Source organism: Paenibacillus sp. J22P143 (assembly GCF_059692035.1).
The window spans coordinates 25,683-43,547 of the sequence record NZ_JCAUAQ010000002.1 but is presented as its reverse complement, the minus strand read 5'-3'; the positions used below and the strand labels follow the sequence as shown (position 1 = coordinate 43,547).

Annotated in this window: 16 protein-coding genes and 2 riboswitches; of the genes, 4 read left to right on the top strand and 12 right to left on the bottom strand. The window is 48.5% G+C overall.

Features of this window, described 5'->3' with window-relative positions; translation table 11 throughout:
* Positions 1–44 precede the first annotated feature (44 nt).
* From AC58PQ_RS03945 to AC58PQ_RS03915, 7 genes are all read right to left on the bottom strand, one after another.
* Entirely contained in the window at positions 45–4,355 is a 4,311-nt protein-coding gene (locus tag AC58PQ_RS03945; protein WP_497240675.1) for an S-layer homology domain-containing protein, read from the bottom strand.
* Positions 4,356–4,532: 177 nt separating this feature from the next.
* Complete coding sequence (locus AC58PQ_RS03940) at positions 4,533–4,778, bottom strand: hypothetical protein (RefSeq protein ID WP_497240674.1); 246 nt, start codon at positions 4,776–4,778, stop codon at positions 4,533–4,535.
* Positions 4,779–4,831: 53 nt separating this feature from the next.
* Positions 4,832–6,889, bottom strand: coding sequence for a molybdopterin-dependent oxidoreductase (locus AC58PQ_RS03935; protein ID WP_497240673.1), 2,058 nt, complete (start codon positions 6,887–6,889; stop codon positions 4,832–4,834).
* 97 nt (positions 6,890–6,986) lie between these two features.
* Positions 6,987–7,871 (bottom strand): L-serine ammonia-lyase, iron-sulfur-dependent, subunit alpha, encoded by an 885-nt coding sequence (gene sdaAA / locus AC58PQ_RS03930; protein WP_497240672.1) that lies wholly within the window; start codon positions 7,869–7,871, stop codon positions 6,987–6,989.
* A complete protein-coding gene (sdaAB, locus tag AC58PQ_RS03925) occupies positions 7,868–8,548 on the bottom strand; it encodes an L-serine ammonia-lyase, iron-sulfur-dependent subunit beta (RefSeq protein WP_497240671.1) in 681 nt (226 codons plus the stop codon). Before sdaAB ends, sdaAA begins: the two co-directional genes overlap by 4 nt.
* 619 nt (positions 8,549–9,167) lie before the next feature.
* Positions 9,168–9,695: a hypothetical protein gene (locus AC58PQ_RS03920; protein WP_497240670.1), complete on the bottom strand. Its 528-nt coding sequence runs from the start codon at positions 9,693–9,695 to the stop codon at positions 9,168–9,170.
* The gene (locus AC58PQ_RS03915) at positions 9,692–10,048 is read right to left on the bottom strand and encodes a hypothetical protein (RefSeq protein ID WP_497240669.1); all 357 of its coding nucleotides are present in this window, start codon (positions 10,046–10,048) and stop codon (positions 9,692–9,694) included. The genes AC58PQ_RS03920 and AC58PQ_RS03915 overlap by 4 nt, the downstream gene beginning before the upstream one ends.
* A gap of 148 nt (positions 10,049–10,196) precedes the next feature.
* On the opposite strand from AC58PQ_RS03915, the gene AC58PQ_RS03910 reads away from it, so the two are divergent.
* A complete protein-coding gene (locus AC58PQ_RS03910; protein ID WP_497240668.1) occupies positions 10,197–10,628 on the top strand; it encodes a VOC family protein in 432 nt (143 codons plus the stop codon).
* 45 nt (positions 10,629–10,673) lie between these two features.
* Here the strand turns inward: AC58PQ_RS03910 and AC58PQ_RS03905 are convergent, their stop codons facing one another.
* The 5 genes from AC58PQ_RS03905 to gcvH form a co-directional block, all read right to left on the bottom strand.
* Positions 10,674–11,192 (bottom strand): DinB family protein, encoded by a 519-nt coding sequence (locus AC58PQ_RS03905; RefSeq protein WP_497240667.1) that lies wholly within the window; start codon positions 11,190–11,192, stop codon positions 10,674–10,676.
* 106 nt (positions 11,193–11,298) lie between these two features.
* The gene (locus AC58PQ_RS03900; protein ID WP_497240666.1) at positions 11,299–11,544 is read right to left on the bottom strand and encodes a hypothetical protein; all 246 of its coding nucleotides are present in this window, start codon (positions 11,542–11,544) and stop codon (positions 11,299–11,301) included.
* A 129-nt stretch (positions 11,545–11,673) separates the two neighbouring features.
* Entirely contained in the window at positions 11,674–11,901 is a 228-nt protein-coding gene (locus tag AC58PQ_RS03895) for a spore germination protein (RefSeq protein WP_477587593.1), read from the bottom strand.
* A gap of 425 nt (positions 11,902–12,326) precedes the next feature.
* Positions 12,327–12,923 carry a sulfite oxidase-like oxidoreductase gene (locus AC58PQ_RS03890; protein ID WP_497240665.1) on the bottom strand — a complete coding sequence of 199 codons (597 nt, stop codon included), beginning with the start codon at positions 12,921–12,923 and terminating at the stop codon, positions 12,327–12,329.
* 41 nt (positions 12,924–12,964) lie between these two features.
* Entirely contained in the window at positions 12,965–13,354 is a 390-nt protein-coding gene (gene gcvH / locus AC58PQ_RS03885; RefSeq protein WP_497240664.1) for a glycine cleavage system protein GcvH, read from the bottom strand.
* Between the two features lie 154 nt (positions 13,355–13,508).
* Positions 13,509–13,605, top strand: a riboswitch (glycine riboswitch).
* Position 13,606: 1 nt separating this feature from the next.
* A riboswitch (glycine riboswitch) is annotated at positions 13,607–13,725 on the top strand.
* A gap of 89 nt (positions 13,726–13,814) precedes the next feature.
* Between gcvH and gcvT the strand changes: the two genes are divergently transcribed.
* Genes gcvT through gcvPB form a run of 3 tightly spaced genes read left to right on the top strand, consistent with a single transcriptional unit; the run spans position 13,815 to position 17,762 of the window.
* The gene (gene gcvT, locus AC58PQ_RS03880) at positions 13,815–14,912 is read left to right on the top strand and encodes a glycine cleavage system aminomethyltransferase GcvT (protein WP_497241284.1); all 1,098 of its coding nucleotides are present in this window, start codon (positions 13,815–13,817) and stop codon (positions 14,910–14,912) included.
* 40 nt (positions 14,913–14,952) lie between these two features.
* Positions 14,953–16,308, top strand: coding sequence for an aminomethyl-transferring glycine dehydrogenase subunit GcvPA (gene gcvPA, locus AC58PQ_RS03875; protein ID WP_497240663.1), 1,356 nt, complete (start codon positions 14,953–14,955; stop codon positions 16,306–16,308).
* Positions 16,305–17,762 carry an aminomethyl-transferring glycine dehydrogenase subunit GcvPB gene (gene gcvPB, locus AC58PQ_RS03870; RefSeq protein WP_497240662.1) on the top strand — a complete coding sequence of 486 codons (1,458 nt, stop codon included), beginning with the start codon at positions 16,305–16,307 and terminating at the stop codon, positions 17,760–17,762. Before gcvPA ends, gcvPB begins: the two co-directional genes overlap by 4 nt.
* Positions 17,763–17,865 lie beyond the last annotated feature (103 nt).

Sequence of the window (17,865 nt, the reverse complement as noted above, 5' to 3'; positions counted from 1 at the left end):
GCCCTGTGAAATGGATGGTAGGGGTCGCTCCAACATATATCTCTCTACTTCGTAAAAGTTAGGATTTGCAACAAGCGTTGTAGGAGTACTGCACTTTGAGCACGCGTTGCTTCCTTCTCTGGATCAAAGGAAGATGGGCTCATGCCCTCCATCAGCTGTAATTGTACTAACCGTTTAACGGCGTCTCCCGACCATGGCTTAATTTGCTTCTGATCCTTGAAAGCAGGTACATCACCTGTTGCTTGCTGATCATCGTAACCAGCCGCCTGCAGCGCTCTGTCGATCATGACAGCCATTTCCTCACGAGTAATCGTCTGATTAGGTCGGAAAGTACCATCTTCATAGCCCGTGATAATTCCACCTTCTACAGCGGCATTTACGGAATCGTTGTACCAATCGTTCTTGTTCAAATCATGAAATGCTATATTCTCATTCGATGACTTGATGCCAAGCGTCCGTGTGAGAAGTGTCGCTAACTCAGCACGCGTGATCGGTTGATCTGGACGGAATTCCTCTTTGGAAACACCTTGAACGAGCCACTTATTCGCCATTCGCTCAATACTATCTTTTGCCCAATGCTTATTCGTATCGGCAAATGAAATATTATTTTCAATTAATAGAAATGTGTCGTTTGAATGACTATACAGAACGACTTCTCCTGATTTTATGGAAAGTGGAACGGGTTCATACGTCGTATTCCCTTGTGAATCCGTGACTACTCTAACCGCAGCAAGATTCCGTTCATTGAGTGTACGATCAACCTCTACGGTATAAGGTACATAGGAATGGAAGGTGGAAATATCTACGGATTTCCCGTTCCCACCAATCGCTTTCATCGTGAAATCGATCGCTTCCACTCCTTTAAATCCAGCAGCATTTGCTTTCTCTAAAGCATTGTCGTTCTTACCAATATTCACTTCAATTTGAACATTCTCTTGCTTATCTCCAAGTTGTATTGCTAATTGAGACATATTCAACTGATTTAGAGGCAATTTTACGCCACCAATTTTCGTCTCAATTTGCGCAGAAGGAGTCTCATTAAGCTTTTGTATAGCTTGACTCGTGAGCAACAGTTGTACCTGTCCTACGTTATCTGGAGAATCCACGACAAGCGTAATAGGTCCCTTCCCTTGCGCTTTCATAATAGCATCCAGCGTCTGTTCATCCAATGTTGCCGCAGCTACGGAGTTGCCGTTTTCTTCCGTTACTTTGGATTTCAGAGTTTCTGAATTGTTGTTTGGAAGTGTGCTGCCCATAGATGGCGTGCTAGCTGCCCGAGTTAGCGTTACCTGATAAGTCTGCGTAGAAAGATCTTCTGCGGTAACTACAATTTCAATGACATTGTCACCTACTTGTAGTTGAATCGCATCGGAAGCCGACCCACTTACGACCGCTATTCCGTTCACGGTCACCGTAGCTGCACTGTCTGCTACAGTCGCTGTTACTTTGATTTCAGCAACCCCGTTAGTCACATTTGATGCATACGCCGTTTCAGCCGCGTCAAATGAGGGACTTAACATTCCAGCGCTGATCGTCAAGCTGCTTAACGTGTTGTCCGTCGAAGGCCATACCTCCGTTGCGGTCACGCCAACAGCCTTATCATAATCAGTTTCAACATTGTTTAAGATATTTTTACTTACATGAATGTTAGTTCCGGCCTGCAGTTGAATCCCATTTGTATTTCCTGTCAGTATATTTCCAACAATTTGTACGTTTTGTGGGTCACCCGCTCCGATAAAGTTAGCATTTTGATCACCTCTATCATGCTCGAGCAAAATTCCCCAGTAATTCGTCGCCGTATTATTTCGAATTGTGTTATTCAAAATGCGAGTACCCGGTCCATTTTGAATATTAATCCCTGCCGCATTATTTACGGAGGTGGTATTTTCAATAATGTTGTTCTCAATCAAGGTATCTGGTGTACCCATCGTTACAACTATGCCTTCACGCGAATTGCGGATCACATTGTCATGAATGTGGTTATTCGGACCCGATTTACTATGATTAGAAGGAGCTGTCCCCCCCGTATTCCCTAGTCCTACGCCACCGCCAGTTAAAATATTCTCAATGGTATTTCCATACACTTCATTTAAGTATTCCAACTCACCGTGAAGATCAATAGAGTCTAATTTGGTATTGATATAATGATTGTTTCGTAACACATTGTTGTGCGCAACATTTTGGATGAGTGATCCATGTCGTAGGTATGGACCTTCAAACGTAGAGTCTTCAACAATATTCCAATACGTATCATTATCAAAACCAAGTCGGTCTACCTTCGGCATCCCTTGAATGGAGGTTCCGTAACCTGCTCCGCCTCCACCTAGATCTGTGGCATTACGGAAGGTACTATGGCGAACGATTACATCATGACTGTTCTCGATGCGAATAGCCATACGTCTAAAACGTTCCACGGTAACATGATCAATCGTCACATTATAGGATGGGATCTCACCATAGTTGGCTACCGCAATACTGCTGTCGGGACCGCCAGCGTCGGGATTGTTCGTCGCATGCTCTAACGAAAAGTTGCGATTCCAAGTGGAGGTGATCGTCAAGTTAGACACCTTAATATCATGTTGACTCGATGACTTCAGGGCGGAGCTATTTTTAATATCATCGATGCTTGACTTCAATATAGTGCCAGCTTCACTTTCACCGCGAAGATTTACGCCGGACTTCAGCTTCAAATTCACAAATCCATCAGGCGAAGTGATTAAGTTATAAACGCCGTTCGGCAGGTAGACTTCATCTCCAGGTGAAGCGGCATTAATCGCATTTTGAATAGCAATACGGTCATCATTCGCATTATCTGCAAGGTCCACACCATAACCGGTTACATCGATGGTTGCACCTGTGACAGGGTTCGGTGTATGTAGCGCATGTATAGTGCCATCTGGATTCGTTAATCCTGCTTTGGTGAATGGAACCGTCCCCCCAGGTGGTGCAGGTGTAATATTCGGAACAATGGCAACTGGCGTATCGCCCGTTGCATAGGGTGCATAGATCATGACATCCGTTAAGCTGGTAAACGTGCTGCCATCTGAATTTCCATGTCCAATGATGCGTACGAAACGAGCGTCCGTATCTGGTATATCAAAAGCTTGCATATTCGCTGTGGTCGCGCGACTGCTTCCACTAAACCCGTTTGTCCATACAATAGCATCATTGGATGTCTCGATATCTAGTCGCGTAGAGCGTAGATCACCTTTATAAAAGGCAATGCCTACATACCCAATTCGCTTGGTTTCGCCTAAATCAAACATCACATACTGACCATCGCCCGAGGCTGACCAGCGACTAAATAAGTTATTATCTAAGGTGTTGCTTTCCACATTCCCATCGCTGCTGCTCGCATTAACTTCAACGACTGGGAGGGGGATCACAGGTGCCGCTAATGTTGTTGTGCTGTAAGTTAACGGCTGCGTGGAATAGTTTCCAGCAACGTCACCCGCGTAAACGACATAGGTAACAGTTGTTTGAGGGGTTAAGCCTAGCGCCGTGTAATAGGTACTTCCAGAAACGGTTTGAATTAAGCTATCATTTTGATAAATCTTATAGTTGGATACAGCGCTGTCATCGGTTGCTGCTGGCCAAGCTAATTGGACAAAGTCTGTCCCTAAATTTAAAGACTTTAATGCTGCGTTGGATGGCCAAACAGGTGGTGTGGTGTCGCTTTGTACAATGCGTTTCACAAGAAGCTGTGTTTCCGGATTAGTGACGGATGTATTATCTTTGGAATACACATTAACAGATTTTCCTGATTCCACCGAATCAGCGACTACGAAGGTCACAACCCCATCTGCTAAATGCCTTCTCACATAATCAGAGACATCAATATCATGATAAGTCGGTTTAACACCATTTAATGTGGTTATCGTAAATTGGCCCACCGACTCCATTTGCAAGAAATCTCTTTGTGCGGCATTGGCACTGTTCCATGTAAACGTACTTTCTTGCCACGAATTGTCGCCGGATCCGAATACTTGCAAGTCCGCTGTGGTCAAACTGGTTCCTAACTTAGCAGATACCTGCAAAATATATGTATAACTTGGATCTGAAGCACTTGCCACATCAAACTTAAAATACATTTGCTTCTTTTGACTAGTACTGGAAGAGATACTGAATAACCCATCCGTTGAACCATTTTTCTTGTCAAAGACCGTATCTGCCATTAGTGGCGTAGCCGTATCCCCATTCTTCCACTGGATCGCTGCATCAGCTGAAGGAGCAAGTTTCGTAACTTCCACCTCAACATCAGCCGCCATACCACTTATAGGAAGCAGTATAAGCGAAAATATCATTGAAAAAATCAACATTATGGCTATCTTACTTTTAATTAAATGAAATTTCATTGCAGCAAAACTCCTTATCATAATAGTTTCTTTGTTGTAAGCGTATACAAAAATGATGATACATGCTTTCCGCACGATTGAATTGTCATTTATTTAGGTCAGAGAGTGACTAAATTAGGATTTAACACAAAAAACCGACCCCAAAGGGTCGGCTATACGGTTTTCTTCCACAAATACTTAGTACAAAGGCTGCGGTGTATACACTGGCGGAGACGGCTGCGGGCATTGCGGGTACGGCAAAATATCTCTCACTTGATTGAACGTATAATGTTTGGTAGCGAATTGCGTATGGTATAAATATTCAATTACGTAGATAGAATCGCCTTGTACACTACACAGAATCCCAGATACACCAGTACCATCCATCAGGGATATACCGACGGGCTTTCCGATTAAGGCGTAAGCTTTTAGCTGAATGGGCATAAGACATCAACTCCTGATGTACCGTATGCCACCAAACGCCCAAAGGTTCAAGCTCACTTCAACTTTTCTACCCCTACCCGTCCTGAGAAAAAGGTAGCCCCTCCGCCCATATCCGCTACACGGTCTGGCGTTAATACATTCACGCGGGTTTTGGTCCCAGGCGCATCGGCCCAAAGCCCTTGGCTAACGACAACGCCGCTTTGCACATCGCGACCTGTTGTAACGACCAGCTCGCACTCACCGCGCTCGTTCCACACGCGTGCGAGATCGCCACTCGCCAAGCCTAAAGCCAATGCATCGTCTTCATGCATATGCAGCTTTGGCATTTTTTCCATGCGAACATGCTTCTCATTATGCGCAAAGGTTGAATTCAAGAAGTTATGATTCGGCGCGGGAATGAACATAAAAGGTAGATCGCTGTCCTCGGCAAGTGGTACATACGTCGGAAGCGCTGGAAAGCCATTACTCGCCATTTCGGCCGAATACAGTTCGATTTTGCCGCTTGGCGTCCGCAGCTTTCCAGGAAATAAGGGCAAGATCTCTGCCTTCATGAATCCGGAATCCAACAAGGCGTCGAATGATATGTCAGCTAAAGCAGGATTGCCAGGATGGTTCAAAGACTGACGAATCATGTCCTCATCACTGTCATGCAGCGCTTCATCCTCGTAGCCCATCATCGAAGCCAGCAGCCGGAATACGTCCACATTCGCTTTACTCTCGCCATAAGGCTCTATTACAGGGAGCTGCAGATGAACATAGTGATGCCAATAGGAGCGATAGAAGTCTGTATTTTCAAAAGAGCTCGTCGCTGGCAGCACAATATCTGCATACTTAGCGGTCTCTGTCAGGAACAGATCATGCACGACGGTGAATAGGTCTTCACGCAGGAGCCCCTCTTCCACTTTATTCGCATGGGGCGCGACTAACGCCGGATTGGAATTGTATACGTATAGCGCATGGATCGGCGGATCTAGTTCTAACAAGGCGCTGCCAAGCAGATTCATATTGATTTGACGTGCTTCCTTCGAACGCAGATCAGGCCGCTGTAACGCCGTTATGTTATGCTCCAAGTGGGCGCCATTCCCCTTGATCGCGCCGCCGCCTTGATGCAGCCATTGACCCGTCAGCGCAGGCAAGCAAGCGATTGTCCGCACACACATGCCGCCGTTATCATGATGCTGAATGCCATTCCCTATGCGAATAAAGGATGGTGAAGTCTGCCCATATAGACGAGCGAGGCGATAAATGTCCTCCACAGGTACGCCTGTAATCTCGGATACTCGAGCAGGGTCATACTGCTTGACATGCTCCCTAAGTTCCTCGTGCCCAATGGCATATTGCTGCAGGAAAGCCTCATCCGTCAGATTCTCCGCAAATAGAATATGCATAATACCAAGCGCTAGAGCTGCGTCTGTTCCTGGCAAAATAGGAATAAACCAGTCCGCCCAGCGGCCTGTTTGGTTCTTATGCACATCAATGACGATGATTTGCGCACCGTTTTTGCGGGCTTTCTCGGCCAGCATCACCTGATGCATATTCGTGCTGACCGCGTTAATGCCCCACATGATGATCAGCTTCGCATGTACCGTATCCTCAGGATCGGTCCCATAGCTGCCGCCCATTGTATATTTGTAGCCCACAGTGCCCGCTGATTCACAGATCGAATACATCAGACGGCTCGCGCCCATGCGATGGAAGAAGCGGCGATCCATCCCTTCCGTTCCAATCCTCCCCATATTGCCGTAAAAGCTATAAGGCAAGATGGATTCTGGCCCTTCCGTGGCAATCAGTCCCTTCCAGCGATTAGTGATGGTGTCTAGTGCCTCTTCCCAGGTAATCCGCTGGAAAGAGCTCTCTTCCCCCTTGGGGCCGATGCGTTTCATCGGGTACTTCAGTCTTTTATCATCGTAAATACGTGCTGTCATGTTACGTACTTTGTTACAAATAGCCCCCTGCGTCACGGGGTGATCAGGGTCTCCTTCTATTTTAACAATCTTCCCGTCTTCTTTATGAAGCAGCAAGCCACACTGATCTGGACAGTCCAGAGGACAGACAGCTGGAAAGATACCTTGTTGTTTTTCGGTCATTGTTGTGGTCAACGATGTACGCATGATGAGCTCTTCCTTTCACCTTCAATACATCTACTATATACCGAAATGAAGGGAAGTTAAAACAAAAAGCCTGCGGATATTCCCACAGACTTCACAGTTACTTTTTTCTCCCTAAGTTCAGTTCCTTCATAATTTTTCGCCCTGTCGGCGTCTGAGCTAAGCCGCCCTTGGCCGTTTCCCTATGCTTCTCCGGCATCGCTGTCCCCACTTCGTACATCACTTGGACGACCTCGTCCGAAGGGATGACCGATCGAACTCCGGCCAATGCCATATCGGCTGCTGCCATGGCGTTCACCGCACCGAATCCGTTGCGTACGATGCACGGGATTTCGACCAACCCGCCGACTGGATCGCAGATGAGTCCAAGTGTGTTCTTCAGTGCGAGACCTACTGCATGCATCGCTTGCTCTGGTGTGCCGCCGCGCAGCTCGACGAGTGCTCCTGCCGCCATTCCGATGGCAGAACCGACTTCTGCTTGGCATCCGCCTTCCGCGCCAGAGACGAACGAGTTGTTGGCGATCACATATCCGATCGCACCTGCACAGAGTAGGCCGTTAACCAAGTGATCATCCTCCCAGCCAAAACGCTGCTGAGAGCTAATGAAAACACCAGGAATAATCCCGCATGAGCCTGCTGTTGGGGTAGCAATAATGCGCCCCATCGAAGCGTTGACTTCAGAAACCGCTAGCGCATAGGCCATCGCTTTGCAAGCCTCTTCACCGAGCGAGGCTTCGGTCGTTGTTAAATAGCTGGCCACACGCTGCGCGTCCTTCCCCGTTAACCCGCTACGGGAAGTCGTGTCCTCGGTCAGGCCTTTGGTCACGGCCTCTTTCATAATCTGATAATAGGCGCGCATTTTATCAAACACATACTCGGGCGGCTTCCCTGACTCATGGCTCTGATCGGCCAGCATGACTTCCGCAATGGTTAAGCCTTCCGATGTGCAAAGATCAGCTAGCTGTTTTAATGTCCGGAATCTCATTCGTCGCCTCTTTCCGCAAGATCCACTTTTCGAACGTCGGTGATCATACTTAACTTTAGTAGTTGTTCGACCAGTGAGTGTGAGATGGCTGCATCCGTCTCAATGACGGTCATCGCTTCTTGATGGCGCCCCTTCCGGTCCAAATCCATGAATCCGATATTGATCTGGTTGCTGCCTAAAAGTGTGGTAATATCCGCGATCATTCCTGGACGATCATGATGTGAAATGACTAATGTCGGATAATTCGCAGTGAATTTCACATCAAATTGATCGACATTGATAATTTCAACATTGCCGCCACCGATCGAAGCACCCTTCATGCTAATTTTCCGCGTTTCTGAGGTAAGTACAATTCCCACAGTGTTGGGATGGTCTGCTTTATCTTTACTCAAGTGAAAAGCTATGGTTACTCCATGCGCTTCCGCTTCTTCGACTGCTTGAGGAATACGTGGATCATCCGTTTCAAAATCCAAAATCCCACCGATCAGTGCAAGATCCGTGCCATGCCCGCGATAGGTATCCGCGAATGACCCGTATAGCGTGATCTCTGCCTTGAGCGGCAATTCACCCAGCAGCTGCCTTGCGACGCGGCCCAAACGAATCGCACCCGCGGTATGCGAGGAGGAAGGACCGATCATCGAGGGACCAATGATGGAAAATACATCTTTAAAACGCATACACAGCGCTCCAATCCTAAGGTGTTACTTACTATCTTATCCTATTGTATGAAAGGGGACATATAAAAGACAAGTCTTTAAATGGACGATAACGAGATATTTCATGTACTAACTTGGGCCTTTCGTTAAGTCGCCGAATTTAGGAAAATGGATCGACACTTTGCGGCATTTTTTTGGTGCTAGTCGGAGGACTACTACTCTAACGGACACCATGGACGTTAAACCTGCCTGAATGGCTCTTTTGGGAATCTAACGGACACCACAGGCGTTATTATGGAAATAGTAACCCATTACTGCCTAAATTCGGGTGAATAGAGGCTTCTATGTCCGTTAGCTTTTTAAAGCCACTTATTTTCACCAAATAGCGTCTCCTCTGTCCGTTAGCTGGTAGGGAAGCGAGAGGGCGGGTCACCTTAGCCACAAAAAATAACCACATTAGCCCTAGGCTAACGTGGTTATTCCCTTACAAATCAGTACACCTCAACCCCCGCTGCGCGTAACCAGTCCGAAAAACAATCGTCGACCCATTCACATTTTTTGTCGATGTCTTAATCGTCAAGTCGATCGGAAAATTCTGACCGATATTGCCTACGTCATTTCGTGGATACAAATCCACACCTTATTTAGGTTGACGTAACCGAACGTCACCTGAAATCCCCCATTTGACGAAATGGGCGTAGTCCACCTTCGTTTGTTCAGGAGCGTCTGGACGGTCTGCAAAATTCTTAACACCTTTATACTGATCAGGACTCGTTAAATATCGGTCTCCATCCACATGACGATGAGGGCCGTACACATTGAATGTACTCGGGAATAGGAGAACCTCTAACTCATACGTGCCTTCATTGCGAATTTGCGGAAGAGGCATCGACCAATTCGGTCCCCAGCACCAATCCTTACAAACGCTTTCAAAACGCACATCCAAGTCATTTTCCTCTACGCGCTTCATCAGCTTCTGCAGTCTGAACAGCGGTTTCAGCAGGATGAGTGTTAAATTGTTCGTGATGAATAGGGATACAAGTATGAATGCAATGGTGGCATATGTCGTTGCCTGCTTGATGCCATTTAATTTGGCCAGCAACTTATCCTTCGCTTGTACGCCGACAATCATCCAATCGTCCTTGACGTCCAGCCGCGCATAATTCACGAGGTAGTCTTTACGATCAGAATCGCTATAGAAAAAGGACCCTTCCGGTCATCTGTCAGTTGCTGGACGAAATCAGGACGTTGAATGAACGCCTTATCTTGTGTACGGTCCGCGTAATTGATATCTTCACCTTGCGAATCAATGAAATAATAGTGCTTATCAGGGCTCGATAAATTCTCCATAAAGAGATCACGCAGATCGTCTTCCTTCAGATTGATGACGACATAGACATTCGTTGGCTCTTTATTTAGATACGAATCTTCACTAACCCCCTCTGCGACAAGCGAGATCACTCGCTGTTTCCCCGTAAAGAACGGATCAACATGACCTTTGCTCCAAAACCCGCGCTTCAAGGGGGGAAATTCAAGATGGAGGGTAGCTATTTCATGATTCCATCATTAAATAAGAACATACGTTCTTTATTTTTTTGAGCAAATGTGGTAATAATAAGAGGTAGACATTTTACACTTCAAATAATTTAATCTAAGGAGCTGTTTATTTATGTCCGTACGTTTAACGCCATATTTAGTATTGCCTGGCACTGCGGGTGAAGCTATTGCATTTTATGAAAAGGCGCTGGATGCGCAAGTGCTATTCAAGCAAACCTTCGGTGAGATGCCTGAGAACCCTGATTTCCCACTTGCTGATGAACAAAAAGGGCTTGTTGGGCATGCCATGCTGCAGGTCGGCGAAAGTCAATTAATGTTTTCGGACACCGACCCGGGTCAACCCATTCAACAGGGAGATCATGTGACGATTTGTATTACAACGAAGGATGCTAGCAAATCGAAACAATTTTTCGAAGCCCTGAAAGAAGGCGGCACGGTGATTATGGACCTGCATGAAGCGTTTTTCAGCCCCGCATACGGACAAGTGAAGGATAAGTTTGGCGTGACCTTCCATTTGTTTACTGAAGGCGAAACGATGAATTAGATGTGAAAAACGGCTCTGTTCGCAGGATGCGACAGGGCCGTTAGTTTACGTAAGCAAAGCTTCGCCTGCATACCAGAACAACGCAAATTCTGTCATTACAGAAGAGTAACCCATCTGGCGCAGCATAGCTGTTACATTCCCGCGGTGATAGGTCGCGTGATTGACGACCTGCAAAACCATCTCAGCGAGACTTGTTTCCCTGATTCCTGCATACGGATTATCGAGTGTGATCTTCACTTCCAGATCGTCCTGCGCAATCAGCCAAGCTTTGAACCGCTGCGATAGCTCTTGATACATCGCTTCTAGCTCATCTAAGCTTTTACTCTCTGTTGCTGCGGTTATCTGCCAAGAGGCTGCCATAGCCGCCTTCATACTCATCCCTCCAAGAATGTCTAACCAAACGCGATCAGTAAGGTAAATATGCGCGATTACTTTCGCAACTGTGGGAAACACACTCTGAACCTCTTGCCTGAATACCTCTGAAGGAAGCTCCTTTAAGCGATTTATCAGGGTTTGATTGGCCCATACGTGAAAGTCATACATCCGATTCGCGGTTTGCGTCATTTTTGTAATCTCCTTTTATTAGAAAAAATGGTTATTTCCAGTTATACCCTGATTGTATAACAAATACCCTGACACCGTTATGTCAGGGTATTTCGATTCATTTTTTTTAGTAAAACTGGCGCAGCACAACGGAATCAAAGTGTTTTTTTTCGTCTATTTCACGTTGTTCACGGTTTACTTGAATCCATGAACTCACACATACAGCAACAATTCCCGCAAAGAGTAGACAACCTAGTATCTTCCACCAAACACTGCCTGCGACAGAAGGGTTGGCCCCGATGATCAAAATCAGGATTGGAGTAAACCAAATCATATTTCCAATATATATCCGAATCACTTTTCGTTTTAACAAGCTGCTCTATCCCCTATTTATCTCTGATATGGTTTCACGTTCCGTATATCTTTCGCATCACCATGTCACTTTAGGACCGTCAACTTCAGCTTGGATATCGTCCAATTTATGGAAATAGACTTAAAGCAATTAAATCGTGTTATTCGGCGTATCCACGAGATCAGGATCAACGGTATTCGTGCTCCCATTGAGCACATTTTGGACACTTCCAAAGCTGTCTCCCGGCGAAAATGAGTTGGCCCCCGCAAAGATTTTAGAGCTGCTAGTAAGATTAATAGCAAAGGTGTCGCCAATCTGGACATTGGAGCCCTGTGCGACATTTAGGATTTTGATACCACCGTTAATAATTGCAGGCATGCTCCGGCCACTCCCTTCCAAACTCCTAACCATTGTATGTGTTCAAGTGCCTATTGGTCACTTGTCGAGGAGATGGGAGTAGGTGAAGAGTGTGGAAAAGCGGCTCTGGCGCCTAGAAATGAGGAATTTCACCGTTACAGCCAGGTTTTCGGCCGTTTCGGCGCGGATTGGGAGCTGTAAGCGTGTTTTTCACCGTTACAGCCAGATTTTCGGCCGTTTCGGCGTGGATTGGGAGCTGTAAGCGTGTTTTTCACCGCTACAGCCAGGTTTTCGGCCATTTCGGCGCGGATCGGGGGCTGTAAGCGTGTTTTTCACCGCTACAGTCGGGATACCTTTGGGTGGGAGAGGGAAAGGGGTATTCAACCACAAAAAAGCCCACTCAAATGACTTTGAGTGAGCTTACATAATGCTTATCTAAGAATTGCTTAATCGAAATCGTAGCGTTCTTCTTTCCAGGGATCTCCGTACATGTGATAGCCGTTACGCTCCCAGAAGCCTGGCTTATCCTTCGCCATGAACTCGATGCCTCGCAGCCATTTGGCGCTTTTCCAGAAATACAGATGCGGCACAACCATTCGGACAGGCGCACCATGATCAGGTGTTAACAGCACGCCATTATGTCGGATGCCCAGAAAAGATGTCTCTAACAGGAAGTCTTTCAGCGGAAGATTCGTCGTCCATCCATGCTCGGCATGTAACATGACATGAGTGGCTTCTGGCTTCAGCTTTACTTTGCTCATAAGCTCAGACACAGCAATGCCTTCCCACATATTGTCCAGCTTTGACCAAGTCGTCACGCAGTGAATGTCATTCGCAAATTCCTTGCGTGGCAGCGCCATAAAATCCTTGTACGAAATGGTGAACTCTTCCTCCACCAAACCGAACAACCGCAAATCCCATTTGCTCATGTCGTTATAGTAGGGCACGGACCCATAATGCAGCACAGGCCAGCCTTGTGTCAGTGTTTGCCCAGGAGGAACACGATCACTCGGATCCTGCGGCTGCTTTTGCCCAAATTGCATAAGATGCCTCCCTCTTCCATGTACCTAAATCGAAGCAAACCCTAGTCGTTACCGATATAGGAGCCGTATTCCGCAGCGCTTAACAAGCCTTCCAATGCTTCTGGTCCTGAAATTTCTACCTCAACCATCCAACCTTCACCGAAAGACGCACTGTTCACAAGCTCTGGCGAGCCTTCCAAGGTGCTGTTCACAGCTGTTACTTTGCCTGATACTGGGCAGAAAATATCGGAAACCGTTTTGACCGATTCCACACTGCCAATACTCTCATTCGCTGTAACTGAAGTGCCCAGTTTCGGAAGCTCCACAAATACAATATCACCCAATTGATCTTGTGCAAAATCCGTAATCCCTATGCGAACCACCGTATCCGATAGCTTCTCTACCCACTCGTGCTCTTTGGTGTATAACAAATTGGCTTGTACATTACTCATCAGTCCACGCCTCACTTATTTACAAATTTTGCTTTTAGCTTAATCTACTGGGAACATCAAGTCAAGATGGGCATCAAACCTAAAAGTTACTGTTGACAATTCACACCGATTTAGGCGCATAATGAATATAATAAGGCTAATTAAATATTGGCGAATGAGGATACAGGGAGAGACTGCGGAGCACGTTGGCAGCGCCGAAGGAGTAAGCCCAAAGCGGTGAATCTCTCAGGCAAAAGGACCTGTATCGGACGCGACTCTGGAGAGCTTCGAAAACCGTTAACACGGGAAATCGGACACCCAAGGGGAAACTTAACGGTTGAATGCATATTTTCTACCGTTTTAGGCAACTCTCAGGTACAAAGGACAGGGGCAAAAGGTATGTTTGTGTTGCATACCTTTTGCTCCTTTTTGCATTTCCGAAATAAGTCCGACGGATAATAAGACAATTGAAGGTGAGGTTATAAGCATGCTGAAACGAACACCGCTCTTCCCTATTTACGCGGAGCATGGCGCGAGAATCATTGATTTTGGCGGTTGGGAACTGCCTGTGCAGTTCACTGGCATTCAAAAGGAGCATGACGCTGTCAGGGGGCAGGCGGGGCTTTTTGATGTATCGCATATGGGCGAGGTACGTGTCCAAGGCCGGGATGCCTTTGCATTTTTGCAACGACTCACGACGAACGATGTAGCTAAACTGGTAGATGGTCAATGCCAATACAGCCTCTTGTGCTATCCGAGTGGCGGTGTGGTCGATGATCTGCTCGTTTACAAGGTGAGTGATCTCGACTACATGCTGGTCATCAATGCGTCCAACATCGACAAAGACATGGCTTGGCTGCAGCAGCACCTCTCAGGTGATGTTCAGTTGACCAACATTTCCGAAGAAACCGCCATGCTTGCGCTGCAAGGGCCTCGGGCCGTTGATATTTTAGCTAAACTAACAGACGCACCGATTCAAACACTGAAAACATTCCATTTTCTACCCGAGGTGAACGTCGCTGGCGTGACTACGTTGCTTTCCCGCACTGGCTACACGGGTGAAGATGGCTTCGAGCTTTATGTGGATCACAAAGATGCGATCTCACTTTGGAAAAAGCTGCTAGAAGCTGGTGAGGAGCATGGGCTCATCCCCACAGGCTTAGGTGCCCGGGATACGCTTCGCTTTGAAGCGAGACTCCCTCTGTACGGTCAGGAGCTATCCGCCGACATAACGCCGCTGGAGGCGGGATTACGTTTTTTTGTGAAGCTAGATAAAGGTGATTTCATTGGGCGGGATGCCCTGCAAGAGCAAAAGACAAATGGCGTGCCACGCAAGCTCGTCGGCATTGAAATGCAAGAACGTGGCATACCTCGTCCGCATTACGCTGTATACGCAGAGGGTAAACAGATTGGTGAAGTAACAACCGGCACACAATCACCTACGTACAAAACAAATGTAGGCTTAGCTTTGATCGATGCCTCGTATAGTGACTTGGGCACGGAAGTGTATGTTGAAATCAGAGGCGCACAAGTGAAAGCTACCGTCGTCTCTACCCCTTTTCACAAAAAACAAAGCTAGAAATTATCCCCAATCCGGGTCGGAAGGAGCACCCTTTGTTATGAAACATCGTTATTTACCTATTACGGAGCAGGATCAAAAGGAAATGCTGGAAACGATCGGCATCTCTTCCTTGGAAGAAATGTTTAGTGACATCCCGCAGCAAGTACGCTTCCAGGGTGAACTGCAAGTCGGTCAGGCGCTCAGCGAGCAAGGTTTGCTCCGCTATATGCGCGAGTTGGCAGGGCGCAACGCGGATTTTCAGCGCTACGCCAGCTTCCTCGGCGCTGGCATCTATGATCATCACCTTCCGGTGGTGATCAATCACGTAATCTCGCGGTCCGAATTCTACACCGCGTACACGCCTTATCAACCGGAAATCAGCCAGGGGGAGCTGCAGGCGATTTTTGAATTTCAGTCGTACATCTGTGAGCTCACCGGCATGGCCGTTGCGAATGCCTCGATGTACGATGGGGCAACGGCGCTGGCCGAAGCCGGCGCCCTAGCCAGCGGCGCGACAAAGCGCAGCCGTCTGCTCGTGTCCCGCGCGGTGCACCCAGAGGCGCGCGCTGTCTTGCGCACGTCCGCCCGCGGGCTGAACTTGGACGTCGTCGAGATCGCAGTTACACCTGAAGGTGTCACAGATCTAGACGATCTCGCGTCCAAGCTCGAGAGCGAGGCGGCCGCTGTCATCCTCCAATCGCCGAATTTCTTCGGCTGCTTGGAGGATATCGCGGCCGTGGAGCCGCTCGCGCACGGCGCGGGCGCACTGCTCGTCGTGAGCGCGAATCCGCTCACGCTCGGGCTGCTCGAAGCGCCGGGCAAGCTCGGCGCTGACATCGTCGTCGGCGATTGCCAGCCGCTCGGCATCCCAGCTGCGCTGGGTGGACCGAGCTGCGGCTACTTCGCCGTCGCGGAGAGCTGGATGCGCCGCATGCCGGGGCGCATCGTGGGTCAAACCGTAGACCGCGATGGCAAGCGCGGTTTCGTGCTTACGCTGCAAGCGCGGGAGCAGCATATACGACGTGAGAAAGCCACGTCGAACATCTGCTCCAACCAGGCGCTTCTCGCGCTTTGCGCATCCGTGTACTTGTCCACGATGGGCAAAAAGGGCATTCAAGACGTTGGTACGCTGGGCGTCCAGAAAGCCCACTACGCGGCCAATCGCCTCACCGCGTCTTCTAAGCTTGAGCTGCCGTTCACGGGCAGCTACTTCAATGAATTTGCCGTCAAGCTGCCGGACGGCACGAATATCGAGGAGCTGAATCGTCAGCTCCTTCAGCGCAATATCATCGGCGGCTACGATCTCGGCCGCGACTACCCAGAACTGGCCGGCCATATGCTAATCGCCGTCACCGAGCAACGAACACGCGAAGATATCGATAGCTTCGCAGCCGCATTGGAGGAACTCGTATGAACAACGAAAAAGCACTCATTTTTGAAATGAGCCATCCAGGTCGCGTCGCCTATTCCTTACCGGAGTCGGACGTTCCCGACGTGAATATCCAAGAGCTTCTGCCTGCTAAATTCCGCCGTCAAGTCGAGCCTGATCTACCTGAAGTGTATGAAGTGGATGTTATCCGCCATTACACCGCACTCTCTCGCCACAACTTCGGCGTGGACAATGGCTTCTATCCGCTCGGTTCTTGTACGATGAAATATAATCCCAAAATCAACGAAGACGTCGCCCGCTTCCCTGGCTTCGCCCATATTCACCCGTATCAGCCGGAGGAATCGATACAGGGAGCGATGGAGCTGCTCTACAATCTCCAGCATGATCTCGAAGCGATCACGGGTATGGACCGCGTAACCTTACAGCCTGCGGCTGGTGCACATGGCGAGTGGACCGGGCTCATGATGATCCGCGCCTATCACGAAAGCCGCGGCGAGCACCGCACCAAGGTCATTTGTCCAGATTCGGCGCATGGCACGAATCCAGCCAGTGCCACCGTTGCCGGTTTCCAAACCGTAACGATCAAATCCGATGAGCGCGGCCTCGTGAATCTAGATGAATTACGGAAAGCCGTCGGCTCAGACACAGCCGCTCTCATGCTCACGAACCCAAACACCCTCGGCTTGTTCGAAGAACAAATCGTCGAGATTGCCGAAATCGTGCATGCCGCAGGCGGACTGCTCTACTATGATGGAGCCAACGCGAATGCCATTATGGGCATCACGCGGCCAGGGGACATGGGCTTCGATGTGGTCCATCTCAATTTGCACAAAACGATGAGCACCCCGCACGGCGGCGGCGGCCCAGGCGCAGGTCCTGTTGGCGTCAAAGAACGGCTGATTCCTTTCTTACCGACACCGCTCGTGGCCAAACGTGAGGATAACAGCTTCTATTTCGACTACAACTATCCGCAGTCCATCGGTCGTGTCAAAGGCTTCTACGGCAACTTCGGCATCCTCGTCCGTGCCTATACGTACATTCGTACGCTTGGACCGGAAGGCTTGCGCAAAGTATCCGAATACGCCGTGTTGAACGCGAACTATATGCTGGCTCGGTTAACACCTTACTTCGATGTACCGCATCCTCGCTTCTGTAAGCATGAGTTCGTGCTATCCGGTAACAGGCAGAAGAAGTTGGGCGTTCGTACACTCGATATTGCCAAAAGATTACTCGACTTCGGCTATCACCCGCCGACCATCTATTTCCCGCTCAGCGTGGAAGAATGCATCATGATCGAGCCGACCGAGACGGAGAGCAAGCAAACGCTCGACAGCTTCATCGACACGATGATTGCCATCGCCAAAGAAGCGGAAGAGAATCCTGAACTTGTGAAAAACGCACCATACACGACCGTTGTCAGTCGGATGGATGAGGCGTTGGCTGCTCGGAAACCGGTTCTGAACTGTACTTGCGGGTAAGCGTGGACTGACCTTACGTTGCTTCCTGACCCGTGTCGTGCAGCAGCGCAACGCATGGCGAAAAGGCTGATCCTGAAGTAGTTCTGCTACTTTTAGGATCAGC

Bases quoted from the DNA above. Each gene is read 5' to 3' on its own strand.
- AC58PQ_RS03945 (WP_497240675.1), bottom strand. From the start codon at position 4,355: ATGAAATTTCATTTAATTAAAAGTAAGATAGCCATAATGTTGATTTTT.
- AC58PQ_RS03940 (WP_497240674.1), bottom strand. From the start codon at position 4,778: ATGCCCATTCAGCTAAAAGCTTACGCCTTAATCGGAAAGCCCGTCGGT.
- AC58PQ_RS03935 (WP_497240673.1), bottom strand. From the start codon at position 6,889: ATGCGTACATCGTTGACCACAACAATGACCGAAAAACAACAAGGTATC.
- sdaAA (WP_497240672.1), bottom strand. From the start codon at position 7,871: ATGAGATTCCGGACATTAAAACAGCTAGCTGATCTTTGCACATCGGAA.
- sdaAB (WP_497240671.1), bottom strand. From the start codon at position 8,548: ATGCGTTTTAAAGATGTATTTTCCATCATTGGTCCCTCGATGATCGGT.
- AC58PQ_RS03910 (WP_497240668.1), top strand. From the start codon at position 10,197: ATGTCCGTACGTTTAACGCCATATTTAGTATTGCCTGGCACTGCGGGT.
- AC58PQ_RS03905 (WP_497240667.1), bottom strand. From the start codon at position 11,192: ATGACGCAAACCGCGAATCGGATGTATGACTTTCACGTATGGGCCAAT.
- AC58PQ_RS03895 (WP_477587593.1), bottom strand. From the start codon at position 11,901: ATGCCTGCAATTATTAACGGTGGTATCAAAATCCTAAATGTCGCACAG.
- AC58PQ_RS03890 (WP_497240665.1), bottom strand. From the start codon at position 12,923: ATGCAATTTGGGCAAAAGCAGCCGCAGGATCCGAGTGATCGTGTTCCT.
- gcvH (WP_497240664.1), bottom strand. From the start codon at position 13,354: ATGAGTAATGTACAAGCCAATTTGTTATACACCAAAGAGCACGAGTGG.
- gcvPA (WP_497240663.1), top strand. From the start codon at position 14,953: ATGAAACATCGTTATTTACCTATTACGGAGCAGGATCAAAAGGAAATG.
- gcvPB (WP_497240662.1), top strand. From the start codon at position 16,305: ATGAACAACGAAAAAGCACTCATTTTTGAAATGAGCCATCCAGGTCGC.